Here is a 12,435-nt window from a genome sequence, read left to right on the forward strand (position 1 = left end):
TATTTACTACGCGCGTTTCTGGCTTATTCCGCGCTTATAAAGCATATTTCGCTAAATTGGACACGTAATCTAGGTATCAGCGAATAATGTGACCCGACATATTGCCATTAGCCACAGCCATAATTTCAGCTTCACTTAACCAATTTTGATCCCCATAACAGGTATGTGCCAGGGCAAATGCGGCGTTAGCAAACTGTACAGTTTTGTCTGTTTCCCAGTGTTGCTGTACGCCATGGAGTATGCCTGCAGCGAATGCGTCCCCCGTACCTAACCGGTCGAGAATATCCACTGTGATATCTGTTGAGGCAGTCACATCAGCGCCACGTAGGTAAAAGCCGCGCAGAGCGTTTTGATTAGCGCTGTGGTGAATACGTTGGGTAATGGCGGCATCGACACCGAATTGCTCAAACAGGTAAACTCCGATCTCTTGGGCACCTGCTGCACTGTCGTTTGATTTGGGCACGAAATCGAATACATCCTGCATCACGCCCGCATTACCAAAAGCCAATGTGCTCTGGGTGAGAATTTGACTAAAGTAGTCTCTAGCTAGGCTGCTGTCTTGCCATAAGCTACGGCGATAATTCAAATCAAAACTCACCGTTAAGCCCATTTTTCTTGCAATGGTCGCGGCTTTTATACTTTCTACAGCGCACTGCTTTGATAACGCAGGTAAAATACCACTTAGGTGAAAATGGGTTTGGTCACTGAAAATGGCTGACCAATCAAATTCGTTATGGTTTATCTGCGATATGGCAGAATAGGCTCTGTCGTAAACCACTCTTGAAGGTCTAATTGAACTGCCTAATTCAATAAAATAAGTGCCGATACGTTCGCCACCGCGCAAGGTATGTTTAGTGCCAATACCATATTGGTGCAGCGAGGCTATTGCATGATCGGCTAATGCGTTATCAGGCAATTTCGTCACAAATTCACACTGGTTGCCTAATCGGGCCAACGAGCTGGCCACGTTACTTTCCGCACCAGCGAAATCAACGCTAAGCTCTTTGGCGACAATAAGTTGCTGTTGCGGCTGGGAAGGGGTAAGTCGCAGCATGAGTTCTCCAAAAAATACCAAGCTCATTGCGCGCCTCCTGATGAGGTGGATTGTGGGCTTACCGCTTGCGCAGCTGGCAATATTTCATCGTTCTCATCTGTATTTGGCACTTGAATTTGCTCGACTTTACCCACTAAGAAGATGTAGGAGCACAAGCCAATCAAGGCGAGACATGCGACCAATACCAAGGCCGGCCTGAAGTCACCGTCTTTGGCTAGGTAACCTATCGCAATAGGAACAGTGACAGCAGACAAGCCGCCGATAAAGTTAAAGCAACCGCCCACTAGGCCGACCATATGTTTCGGCGCGATGAGCGAGACAAACACCCAATTAATGGATGCTAAGCCGTTACCAAAAAACGTGACCGACAAGAAGAACGTGACCCACTGGGTGCTCTCAACGTAGTTGGCAAAAATAACCGAGCTGGATAGCAGTAAGCCTAAGATAATTGGGGTTTTGCGGGCGACTTCGTTCGATACGCCTTTTCGCACTAACCAATCAGATACAAACCCCGAAAGCAGAACGCCACAAAACGCCGCTAAAAATGGGATCGATGCCACAAAGCCAGTGTTTAATTCACTTAACCCGCGATACTCAGCCAAATAGGTCGGAAACCAAGTTAAAAAGAAAATGAGCGTGCCCCCTAAGCAGAACTGACCTATATAGATGCCCCATAGTTTACGACTGGAAAAAGCGATTTTAAGGTTGCTCCAGCTTGCTGATGCCTGCGCTTGTGATCTGATTGGGGCCTTAGCTGCTTGCGCCTGAGTATGCGCTTTTATTGCCTCTTGGCTGTTGATGTTTTCTTCGTCATCGTGCTCTGGCGCAGGATCCCGGTACAGTAAATACCACACGCCAGCCCATAAAATACCTATACCACCGGAGATAAAAAACAAGCCTCGCCAGCCAAACCACTGTTGAATAATGGCAAGTACCGGCATTAAGAACGCCAAACCTATAAATTGGCCTGAGGTATAGACGGCAATCGCCCCTGCTCTTTCTTGCTCAGCAAACCACTGCGTCACTATTTTATTGTTCGCGGGATAAGAAGGTGCTTCAAAAAAGCCTATCGCCATTCGACAACCAACAATAGCTGAAAAGCTACTTAGCAAACCTTGTACTATGGTCGCCGCTGACCAAGCGACTAAAATCACCGGATACAAAATACGAATACGCACAGAATCGACTAACATGCCGCCGGGAATTTGCATGATGGAGTACGTCCACGCGAATGCTGAGAAGATGATCCCCATTTGCACCTTGGTGAGCTCTAAATCGTCAGAGATCGCTTGGGCGGCAACGGATATATTGGTGCGATCCATATAGTTGATCACCACACTTAAGAAAATCAGCGCTAATACGCCAAATTTACTTTTGCTCTTCCTGGAAGCTGCATTGCTTTTCATCTGTTGTATCGTTGTCATGTTATCTACTCGCTTACCAGTTGGTGTATGAGCCGTCAGGCTTGATTAAACGCGGTGGCTCCCAGAATTTGAATGCATCTTTAGGAATAGCCGACTCGTTCACATCAATGCCCAAACCTGGTCGATCGCAGACCTCAAACGTATTGCTTGATACTTTAGGGCGATGGCTAAAAATCTCGTCGTACATGTCTAGCTCCCCGTCGTAAGGGGCAATTTCGAGCCAATTTAGATTGGCCAGTGCAGCGCAATAATGCACGGATGCGGCAGTACATATAGGACTAAGGGGGTTGTGCGGCATCATATCTATGTAGCGGGTTTCGCACATAGCGGCGATTTTCATGGCTTCACTAAAGCCCCCCGCATTGCAAATATCGATACGCGCAAAGTTGGTCAAGGCGGAGTCTACATAAGGTGCAAAGTCCCATTTGCTCGAGAACTCTTCACCAATGGCGAAGGGGACATCTACCAAGGTCCGTAAATTTTGATAGCTGATTAAAGATTGGTCTCGAATAGGCTCTTCGATAAAATCTAACGTACCCGTGGGCATACGTTGACAAAATGACGCGGTTTCAGCCACGGTTAACCTGTGGTGATAATCAATACCTAATACGGTTTCATTGCCCAACACCTCACGGGCTTTACTCAACCAAGTTGCCGCTTTGGCGATAGATTTACGTGCATCGAAAACCTCGGTTTTACCCGCTGAGCCATGCTCCCCTGTAGTAGCACGAATAGCCTGCCAGCCTTGAGCCTTAAGCTGGCTAACGTGCTCAATAAAACCATCGCCAAAGTCCAACGTAGAGGTGACAAATAACGGTATTCGCTGACGTTGCTTGCCCCCTAGCAATTGATAAACAGGTACATTAAGGTACTTTCCACAAACGTCATGTAAAGCAATATCGATAGCAGATATTGCCGCCGCTAACACTCTGCCCCCTTCAAAATACTGGCTACGGTACATCTCTTGCCACAGGGCATTTATATTCAGAGCAGATTGGCCAATCAAGAAATGTTTAAAGTGCTCTATCGCCCCGATGACGGCTTGTTCGCGCCCTGATAAACCGGATTCTCCCCAGCCATAAATACCTTGATCGGTTTCAACTTTCACTAAACAAACATTGCGAAAGCCCAGCCAAAAACCGTAAGTTTTAATATTGGTAATTTTCATGCTGATAACTCGCTTAGCTGCTCGGTGATCACGCTTGACCAATACTCGCCGCCACTGATCACATGCTTGGTTAAGGCACGCACGGCTGATTCATCGTCTCGTGCGTTGAGTAAATATAAAATATGATCGTGCTCTTTTAACGTGGCGTTAAAGCGCTCTTGACAGACAGGTAAATCACCATGCAAGGCTTGTAAAATAAGCTTTTTGTTTTTCCATAAACGCAGTGCACTGGCGTTATAGTGATGACGGTACATCTCCCAATGAAATGCAGTATCAAGATCACGCAGGCCCGCTGAGTCTGTAACAGCAAGCGTTTTAAGCTGTGCTTGTATCTCTGCTAATCGAGTTAGGCTTTCTTGTGAACAATGGTTGGCATACCAAGACAAAAAATACGGTTCTAGCAATTGCAATATTTCAAACACTTCACGCATGGTGGCGTATTCAAATGCTGCCACTCTGGCGCCACTGTTTTTCTGAGACGTGACAAACCCCTCTCCTTCAAGTTGCTTAAGTGCCTCGCGCACAGGGTTTATGCTGGTGTTGTAACAACTTGCTAGCTGCGTGGTGACTAATCGGTCGCCACTGACGAGTTTTCCCATGGCTATGTCAGCCAATATTCGATTGTAAATACTCTGTTCACCTTGCAATAAAATGCGCATACCAAGGTTTAATTCAGGTGCTTGTTCGTTCATGGAAAATCCAAATTACACATAAAATTCAGGAAAAGCGGTTGCGAATATCTCTAACTCACTTTTCTTTATCGTGATTACACATTCTACAAATTTCATTACATTGTCAACAATTAACTTTAATTTCATTAACAATAATAGTACAGAGGAAGAAGGAAAATAAATTAATCTGCATGGTAGATAAGACGGTTCATGAAGGGATGGGAAACACTAATAGTCCGTTTTAAAGGGATTAATTAATGGAATAGGCGCACTAGGGTCTGATAAGATAAGGGCCGTTTTAGTGATATGAATAATTGACTTCTTATGAAAATAATTTCTTTTAACATCAATGGTATACGTGCCCGCCTTCATCAACTTCAGGCATTAATCGACAAACACCAGCCTGATATTATCGGCTTACAAGAAATCAAAGTGCACAACGATATGTTTCCAGTAGCAGACGTAGAAGCGATGGGCTACAAGGTCTATTTTCACGGTCAGAAAGCCCACTACGGTGTGGCGATGCTTTGCAAAAAAGAGCCGACAGATGTGCAATACGGCTTTCCCACTGATGACGAAGATGCTCAGCGTCGTATGATCATGGTCAGCTACCCTATGCCTAACGGTGAAAGCGTACGCGTGCTAAACGGTTACTTCCCCCAAGGTGAAAACCGTTCACACGAAACCAAATTTCCTGCCAAGCGCAAGTACTACGAAGATTTATCAACTTATTTAAATACTCATCACACGCCTGACGACAACGTCATCGTAATGGGCGATGTGAATATTTCACACACAGATTTAGACATTGGTATCGGTGAGCCAAATCGCAAGCGTTGGTTGCAAACCGGCAAATGCAGCTTCTTACCTGAAGAGCGTGTTTGGCTAAACGACTTGATTGACTGGGGCTTTACCGACGGCTTTCGTACTTTAAACCCAGAAACAAATGAGCACTTCAGCTGGTTTGATTATCGTTCTAAAGGCTTTTTAGACAATCGGGGGTTACGTATTGACCTTATTCTTGCCACCAAGAAATTACACGAATCGCTAACAGATGCGGGGATAGATTATGAATTACGTGGTATCGAGAAGCCGTCTGATCATGCGCCAATTTGGGCTGAGTTCAAAGCTTAGGTGAGGAATAAAGAGTGCTAGATTATACCACCAATATCCAGTACCTCGCATGGGTGGGATATGCAGTCTGTTTAATGGCCGTTGTGCGTTTTTTGCCTTTGAGCAGTTTAGTTAAAGACAAGAAGATCCAGCACTTGGTTTTCGGTTGTGCCGCCAGTGTATTTTTTCTGTGGATATTTCAAACGGGTATCTATCCTGGCCTTCAGGTGCATTTTTTATGGTTGACCGCATTGATGTTAGTGCTTGGTTTTCGTTGGGCAGTGGTCAGTTCGTTTTTAGCCTTGCTCGGCGTTACCCTAGTCGGCGAAGAAAGCTGGCGCATGTTTGGGGTAAATGGCCTGCTTGGCGTACTTGCTCCGTTAGGCATGAGTTATTTGATTTATAGCTTTGTGTTCCACAAATTATCCCGTCATGTGTTCGTGTACATTTTTCTATGTGCATTTTTACCAGGCGCATTAATGATGGCATTTAAAATGTACTTATTAGGCGGGTATTTTTATCTCGATGGGCAATATGATTGGCACACCATTCATGATAATTACTTAGTACTGATTTGGCTGCTCTTGTTTCCTGAGGGGATGTTAAACGGTATGACCATGACGCTAATGGTTATTTACAAACCCCATTGGGCCTATACATTTTACGAAAAATTCTATATTCATAATAAATAGCCCCTTGCCTTGGCAAGTTACTTTTGGGCAACACAGAGTCAGATAAAAAAGCGCCACTACATAATAATGCAGTGGCGCTTTTTTTAGGAACGTACATTTTAACCAAAGCGTTATTTTTACTGCCCTAAACGCTCTACCATGGCTTTGCCAACAGCACCGGCTGATGCTGGGTTTTGCCCCGTGATCACGCGGTCTTGCTTAACCACGTATTCACCCCATGGAGCGATTTTAGCGTACTGTCCAGCGCGTCGTGTTAGCGCCTCTTCTAGCAAGAAAGGGATTTTATTGATGGTGTCATACTCAACTTCTTCTTCACGGGTGAAGCCTGTAACCATGATGTCTTCTATTAGGTATTTGCCGTTAGACAATTTAATCGGCAGTAACCCTGCTGGGCCGTGACAGACTGCGCCTACAACTGCACCCGCTTCAAAGATAGAGGCGGTTAACTTTGCCACATTTTCATCATCTGCTAAATCAGACAGTAGACCGAAGCCACCAGGATAGAATACCGCGTCGTAATCAGCTGGGTTTACGTCACTGGCTTTTTTGGTATTGCTTAACTTGCTAGCTAAATCTTCGCTTTTGAACACATCGCTGTTAATTTTGTCATCTTCCATGTCTACACCGTAAACAGGGGCTTCACCGCCTTTAATCGACACTAAATCATAGCGATATCCGGCTTCAAGAAAGGCATGTAATGCATGGGTTAGCTCAGGAGAAAATGTGCCGTTAGCTTCATCGGTGGTTCCTAGCGTGGCATGGTTAGTCAAAATAATAAGTACATTTTTCATTGGTAACTCCTAGCGTTGTAATGAATTAGTTTTTACGATGAAAAGAGTGTAGCCCTTTGGCATATGTTTGATAATCCCGATAATTGACAAATCATTATTGCAAATATGCAATAATGATTTATTTACAATGTATCTTTGTCAGGGTTATATGAATATAAGCTTCAATGGGATCATCGAATTTGTAGCTGTGGCTGAAACCCACGGTTTTTCAGCCGCCGCACGCAAGTTGGGCGTGAATGTGTCACACATCAGTCGCAAAGTGGCGGCCTTAGAAAAAGAGCTTGGGGTAAGTTTACTGGCGCGTAGTACTCGAACGGTGCGCTTGACTGATGCCGGTCAGGCGTATTTTGCTCGTTGCCAAGAATTGGTGTATGGCCTACAAGAAGCCAACGAAACCGTATTAGACAAACAAGTTGAGTTAAGTGGTGTGCTGAAAGTCTCTGCGGCGGGCGAATTTGCGGAGCAACACATTGCCCCATTACTGATTGAATTTGGCCAATTGCACCCTAAACTCACCATTGAAATGGATTTTAATTCGCAAATGGTCAATTTTGTTGATGACGCGTTTGATTTCTCCATTCGCTATGGTCCCATGAAAGACTCTAGCTTGATTGCCCGCAAACTGACCAATCGCTCATTAGTGGCAGCCGCCAGTAAGCACTATCTCGAGGTTAACGGCACACCCGCACACCCCAAAGATCTTACTTCGCATCAATGCTTAATGACCAATAATTCAACTTGGTTTTTCGACAATCAGGGTAAACCACTTGAAGTAAAACTAGATGCAAGATGGCGCTCTAACAGCGTGCGCAGTGTGGTACTCGCATGTGAAAGAGGCTTGGGCATCGCCTACCTGCCACGCTCAAGTTTTGGTGATGCACTGAAAGGTGGCTCGGTGGTTCCTATATTAGCGCCTTTCTGGAATCGCGAAATAGCCACTTGGATTGTGTACGCAAACCGGAACTTTTTGCCTGCAAAGGCACGTCTTGCGATCAACTTCTTACTAGAAAAATTCGAGCACTGGCAGGAATAATCCCTCTTGGAAGTGCATAACGCGCTAAGAGAACATTCCATAAGAGCACTCCATGAGAAAACTCTACGAGGAACATTCCAAGAGGGATTTATACCCACATTACGCTGTAGCAGCTCATATCTGATCTGACAGTTTTGGTGAATAGGTTTGGACTTCATCTGACGGACAGCTATGAGCGAGGAGCGGACGTTCGCTCAAACACGTTTTTGGACATAAGTGAGTTAGCTATGTTGTAAATTACCCCCCATAGACAAGCAACGGTCTTCTCTATTTTTTAATATCCCAGAATTGATGGTTTAAATTACCTTCCAAGGAATCTATATCATTTAATAGAGCAGTTGCTTTATCAGGAGAAAGGGTTCCACTTTTTAATTTCATTTTTATTTGTTGACGCCATTTCTTTCTATCTTCAAATCTATGCCTATTAAGTTCTAATCCTTGAATAAATGTATTTGAAATCATTCTAATAATATCATCATATTCTTGACAGAATTCAATAAATGGTTTTACTTGTTGAGTCACATCACTCCAATTACTATTGTGATCTGCCAACCTATCGAAATCACAAGGCTTGATAATAATGTTAGCGGGGATCCCCGTTTCTATGATCTTGCTGTCAGTGTAGACTTTCCTCACTAGCTCAGAACAATATGAAAATTTCTTCGCTGGCTTTTTTGAAGGTCTAATTTTGTAGGGCTGATTCATATAATAACTACAGGCTTTTAGTAGACTTTCGTAACCATTATTTTTTAAATTGTTAAACCTGATCACTCGCCAATCATTTTCTACGTCAGTCAAGACATCAGAAATAATTCGGCAAGTTACACCTATATCGGGCATTGCATCTACGCATATAAAATCTGCGTGAACTATCGCAACGTGACTAGATTTAGCCCTTAGATAAACGGATTTTTGAGATTTAGCTAATATTTGGGACTTGATTGATGTTCCTGCCATCAAGATTATGTCGCCTGTCTTAAGCTCATGCTCAAAACCATTTAATTTTTTAGTAAAGCTATTTTCTTCACCTTTTAACTGCTTTTTAAAAATACTGACATGCTCTTCCCTGATCCCAGAGAGTGCAGCCATCATATCTAACTGTTCATTAGGTAATCTAGCAGTGTCATCAAGCAACTTTTTTCTTGCTTCAGGAGACCCAAAGTCTCGTATTACACCAGCCCTTGCTTCCATTTTTATAGCTTCGAATATATTTTTCAAATCAGCCTCGTTGTCCATCTTGATAAATTTTAGTGTATCGATTTTTTAATCAAACAGTCACTATTGTAATGGAAAAGCTTTATTTTTTTATTGAACTAATCATTTCATTACTGTTGTGAGCGAACTAAAGAGTAATTACGTTAACTCATTTTGGGGCAGAAACGAGTTGCGCTTGAAGGTCCGATTTTGGCACATATGAGACTGTTAGATTTGATTGAGTCTTGTAAATCAGAGCTGGCAGATTATGTTAAGACTTATTCCATTAAGCAGGCACCCGCGTTAGTCGGTGCCTGCTTAATTTGACCACTGTTAGTATGCGCCGGCCGAGTAGGTTAATTCGTAGCTGTGACTGTAGATCTCTAAGATATTGCCGAACGGGTCTTCCATGTAGATCATGCGATAAGGCTTCTCACCTGGGTAGTAATAACGCGGCTTTTCCATGCGCTTTTTACCACCTGCTGCGACAATGGCTTCTGCTAACTCTTCAAGATTTGGATCTTGAACGCAGAAATGGAACACGCCGGTTTTCCAATATTCAAAGTTGTCTGCTGGATCTTGCTGATTCGCAAACTCAAAGATTTCAACGCCGATTCTGTCACCCGTGGACAAATGCGCGATTTTAAATTTCTTCCAGTTGGCACCGAATACATCAGTACACATTTCACCTATCGGACTGTCATCTTCAACGATAACAGTGGGTTTCATAATTAAGTACCAACCAAGAACTTGGGTGTAAAACGCTACTGCTTTTTCAACATCTGGCACCGAAATACCAATGTGAGAGAAGGTACGTGGATATGGGGTCGTCATAGTATTACTCCTAGGAGATGATGTTAATACAATCCGGCGCGAAGCAATAATACTTACTCGCCGCGTTTTAATTGATGGCTTATCAATCAAGTGACGCTACTGTACCCCCCATGTTAAAGTATGAAAAATTATGATTTAAAATTAAAATAAGTATATTTTGTAATGATAAATCCTGTTTGGTTAAAGACCTTTTGTACTCTTGCGGATATTGGGCACTTCACAAAAACGGCAGAGACGTTATTTATGACGCAGTCAGGGGTAAGCCAACAAATTAGAAAACTGGAAGAACAATTGGCCACTGCACTACTGATCCGCGAGGGCAAGTCATTTACGTTAACTGATGCAGGCATGCGACTGCATGCGGATGGGCTTAAATTATTGCAAGCGGCGGTGCTACTTGAACAAAACGTGAAGCAAGACGAACCCTTTGTTGGACAAGTGCGTATTGCCACACCTGGCAGTGTGGGACTGACCGTTTACCCTTTTTTATTAGATATTCAGGCTCTACATCCCGCCCTGCACATTAGCCACGCTTTCTCACCGAATAAAAGCATCGAGCGGGATATAGGGCTACGCCTATTTGATTTGGGTGTGATGACACAACCTAGCACCTCAGCTGACGTAATCACCGAAGCAATAGCCCAAGAAGCACTGGTTTTAGTCACCTCAAATGAGATAGAAACCCTCACTTGGCAGACACTACAGCGCTTAGGCTATATTGGCCATCCCGACGGCCATCAACATTGCCAAGCACTGTTACAACCCAATTTTAGCCAGTTCGAGCACCCGTCTCAATTTCAAGAGAAGGGCTTTTCAAACCAAATAAGTTTAATACTCGAACCTGTCAGCCGCGGGTTTGGCTTCAGCGTGTTACCCCTGCATGCTGCACGGGCTTTTCACGCTCAAGAACGTATACGTATTCACAACCTTAAAACCCCCGTGAACGAGACATTGTACTTATGCCGTCATACTCATGTTGTGCAAAGTAAACGGGCGCGCTTTATCGCACAGCAAATAAAGTTATTGCTTAAGCCTAAGCAACAAATAACGCCTGATGTATAGCAAAAAACATAATCGTCAGAATGCTCGCCTAGCGGCATCATGTTCAAATTAACAAATTAATAACAGGAACCGTTATGTTAAGAAAGTTCATGCTAAGAGGGCGTTTGAGGAAAGAATTGATACTCAAGTTAAACCTGCTGAAACCCAATATGCTAACGATAAAACCTTGCTTGTTGGCACTCGCGTTAGCGGCGACATCCACTGTAAGCCAAGCAGCTACAGCCGTGCGCTCAAATGACTCAGCCTTGAGCCTTAAAATTGAGGCAGTGAGCCTTAAAAATGAGGCAGTGAATCCTAAAAACGAGGCTGTGAGCCAAACAAAAAGTCTGAAATCCCATTTCAGTAAGCAGTTTTTAGTCGGCAGTGCTATTAACGCACAGCAAGCTAAACGCACCGAACAAGACACGGACGCCTTAATCATCACCCAATTTAATACGATTACCCCTGAAAACGAATTAAAGTGGGAGCGCATTCATCCAAAGCCTGATGCCTATGACTTCTCTCTGTCCGATGAGTACGTAGATTTCGGCTTAGCCAATAATATGTTCATCATAGGGCACACGTTGGTTTGGCACAGCCAAACACCGGATTGGGTATTTGAAGACGCACAAGGTGAGCCGGTAACGAGAGAGGCGTTGTTAGCTCGCATGAAAGAGCACATTCACACCGTTGTGAGTCGCTACAAAGGCAAAATCAAAGGCTGGGATGTGGTCAATGAAGCGCTCAATGAAGATGGTAGCCTGCGGGATTCTAAGTGGCGGCAGATTATTGGCGATGACTTCATTGAAAAAGCCTTTACCTATGCCCACGCTGCAGACCCAGATGCTAAATTGTATTACAACGATTACAACTTATATAAACCAGAAAAAAGTGCCGGTGCAGCAAAACTAATCAAGTCATTACAAGACAAAGGGATCCCTGTTCACGGTGTCGGCTTACAAGGCCACTACTCGTTAACGCACCCTGCCTTAAATGAACTAGACGATGCGTTAACGCTGTTTGCTTCCTTGGGGATTGAATCCATGATCACCGAGTTAGATGTATCCGTATTACCTTTTCCCAGTGAAGCTGAACAAGGGGCAGATATCAGCCAAGATTTAGCCTTGAACAAAGCCTTAAATCCCTATACTGATGGGTTACCAGAAGCACAGCAGGACGCATTAAGTGCTCGATACAAGGAGATATTTTCGGTATTTCTAACGCACCAAGACACGCTAACACGCGTTACGTTTTGGGGCGTGAATGATGCCCACAGTTGGCGTAACAACTGGCCAATGCGCGGGCGCACCGATTACCCATTACTGTTTGATCGAAACAGTGAAATTAAGCCCGCCTATCGTGCTGTCATGACACTAACTATTGACTAATACCGTTAATCCGCATTAATAAGTGCCCGCCT

At 44.0% G+C, this 12,435-nt stretch carries 12 protein-coding genes; 5 read left to right on the forward strand and 7 right to left on the reverse strand.

Annotated features, from left to right (window positions below; all coding sequences use genetic code 11):
- Positions 1 to 76: 76 nt before the first annotated feature.
- The 4 genes from AC0L6N_RS11405 to AC0L6N_RS11420 are packed head-to-tail and all read right to left on the reverse strand — an operon-like array spanning position 77 to position 4,338.
- Positions 77 to 1,081 carry a PfkB family carbohydrate kinase gene (locus AC0L6N_RS11405; RefSeq protein WP_473474718.1) on the reverse strand — a complete coding sequence of 335 codons (1,005 nt, stop codon included), beginning with the start codon at positions 1,079 to 1,081 and terminating at the stop codon, positions 77 to 79.
- Entirely contained in the window at positions 1,078 to 2,478 is a 1,401-nt protein-coding gene (locus tag AC0L6N_RS11410) for an MFS transporter (RefSeq protein WP_473474719.1), read from the reverse strand. The genes AC0L6N_RS11405 and AC0L6N_RS11410 overlap by 4 nt, the downstream gene beginning before the upstream one ends.
- Before the next feature lie 13 nt (positions 2,479 to 2,491).
- Positions 2,492 to 3,646, reverse strand: coding sequence for a mandelate racemase/muconate lactonizing enzyme family protein (locus tag AC0L6N_RS11415; protein WP_473474720.1), 1,155 nt, complete (start codon positions 3,644 to 3,646; stop codon positions 2,492 to 2,494).
- Positions 3,643 to 4,338 (reverse strand): GntR family transcriptional regulator, encoded by a 696-nt coding sequence (locus AC0L6N_RS11420; protein ID WP_011575423.1) that lies wholly within the window; start codon positions 4,336 to 4,338, stop codon positions 3,643 to 3,645. Before AC0L6N_RS11420 ends, AC0L6N_RS11415 begins: the two co-directional genes overlap by 4 nt.
- Before the next feature lie 303 nt (positions 4,339 to 4,641).
- Here AC0L6N_RS11420 and xthA point away from each other — a divergent pair, with 303 nt between their 5' ends.
- Positions 4,642 to 5,451, forward strand: a complete 810-nt coding sequence (gene xthA / locus AC0L6N_RS11425; protein ID WP_473474721.1) for an exodeoxyribonuclease III — start codon at positions 4,642 to 4,644, stop codon at positions 5,449 to 5,451.
- A 14-nt stretch (positions 5,452 to 5,465) separates the two neighbouring features.
- Positions 5,466 to 6,122 (forward strand): energy-coupling factor ABC transporter permease, encoded by a 657-nt coding sequence (locus tag AC0L6N_RS11430; protein WP_011575425.1) that lies wholly within the window; start codon positions 5,466 to 5,468, stop codon positions 6,120 to 6,122.
- Positions 6,123 to 6,238: 116 nt separating this feature from the next.
- On the opposite strand, the gene AC0L6N_RS11435 is transcribed toward AC0L6N_RS11430, so the two are convergent.
- Entirely contained in the window at positions 6,239 to 6,913 is a 675-nt protein-coding gene (locus AC0L6N_RS11435; RefSeq protein WP_011575426.1) for a type 1 glutamine amidotransferase domain-containing protein, read from the reverse strand.
- A 148-nt stretch (positions 6,914 to 7,061) separates the two neighbouring features.
- Between AC0L6N_RS11435 and AC0L6N_RS11440 the strand changes: the two genes are divergently transcribed.
- Positions 7,062 to 7,946: a LysR family transcriptional regulator gene (locus AC0L6N_RS11440; RefSeq protein WP_473474722.1), complete on the forward strand. Its 885-nt coding sequence runs from the start codon at positions 7,062 to 7,064 to the stop codon at positions 7,944 to 7,946.
- A 267-nt stretch (positions 7,947 to 8,213) separates the two neighbouring features.
- Here AC0L6N_RS11440 and AC0L6N_RS11445 read toward each other — a convergent pair whose 3' ends face one another.
- Positions 8,214 to 9,164 carry a YiiX/YebB-like N1pC/P60 family cysteine hydrolase gene (locus AC0L6N_RS11445; RefSeq protein ID WP_473474723.1) on the reverse strand — a complete coding sequence of 317 codons (951 nt, stop codon included), beginning with the start codon at positions 9,162 to 9,164 and terminating at the stop codon, positions 8,214 to 8,216.
- A gap of 309 nt (positions 9,165 to 9,473) precedes the next feature.
- Entirely contained in the window at positions 9,474 to 9,974 is a 501-nt protein-coding gene (locus tag AC0L6N_RS11450) for a lactoylglutathione lyase family protein (RefSeq protein ID WP_473474725.1), read from the reverse strand.
- A gap of 162 nt (positions 9,975 to 10,136) precedes the next feature.
- Between AC0L6N_RS11450 and AC0L6N_RS11455 the strand changes: the two genes are divergently transcribed.
- Together AC0L6N_RS11455 and AC0L6N_RS11460 are read left to right on the forward strand one after the other, a co-directional pair.
- Positions 10,137 to 11,036, forward strand: a complete 900-nt coding sequence (locus AC0L6N_RS11455; protein ID WP_473474726.1) for a LysR family transcriptional regulator — start codon at positions 10,137 to 10,139, stop codon at positions 11,034 to 11,036.
- A gap of 74 nt (positions 11,037 to 11,110) precedes the next feature.
- Positions 11,111 to 12,403: an endo-1,4-beta-xylanase gene (locus AC0L6N_RS11460; RefSeq protein ID WP_473474727.1), complete on the forward strand. Its 1,293-nt coding sequence runs from the start codon at positions 11,111 to 11,113 to the stop codon at positions 12,401 to 12,403.
- Positions 12,404 to 12,435: the final 32 nt, after the last annotated feature.

This window comes from Paraglaciecola sp. G1-13, assembly GCF_055809255.1.

Excerpts from the sequence above, each read along its gene's own strand:
- xthA (WP_473474721.1), top strand. The coding sequence starts at position 4,642 with ATGAAAATAATTTCTTTTAACATCAATGGTATACGTGCCCGCCTTCAT.
- AC0L6N_RS11415 (WP_473474720.1), bottom strand. The coding sequence starts at position 3,646 with ATGAAAATTACCAATATTAAAACTTACGGTTTTTGGCTGGGCTTTCGC.
- AC0L6N_RS11435 (WP_011575426.1), bottom strand. The coding sequence starts at position 6,913 with ATGAAAAATGTACTTATTATTTTGACTAACCATGCCACGCTAGGAACC.
- AC0L6N_RS11450 (WP_473474725.1), bottom strand. The coding sequence starts at position 9,974 with ATGACGACCCCATATCCACGTACCTTCTCTCACATTGGTATTTCGGTG.
- AC0L6N_RS11440 (WP_473474722.1), top strand. The coding sequence starts at position 7,062 with ATGAATATAAGCTTCAATGGGATCATCGAATTTGTAGCTGTGGCTGAA.
- AC0L6N_RS11455 (WP_473474726.1), top strand. The coding sequence starts at position 10,137 with ATGATAAATCCTGTTTGGTTAAAGACCTTTTGTACTCTTGCGGATATT.
- AC0L6N_RS11420 (WP_011575423.1), bottom strand. The coding sequence starts at position 4,338 with ATGAACGAACAAGCACCTGAATTAAACCTTGGTATGCGCATTTTATTG.
- AC0L6N_RS11410 (WP_473474719.1), bottom strand. The coding sequence starts at position 2,478 with ATGACAACGATACAACAGATGAAAAGCAATGCAGCTTCCAGGAAGAGC.
- AC0L6N_RS11405 (WP_473474718.1), bottom strand. The coding sequence starts at position 1,081 with ATGAGCTTGGTATTTTTTGGAGAACTCATGCTGCGACTTACCCCTTCC.
- AC0L6N_RS11460 (WP_473474727.1), top strand. The coding sequence starts at position 11,111 with ATGTTAAGAAAGTTCATGCTAAGAGGGCGTTTGAGGAAAGAATTGATA.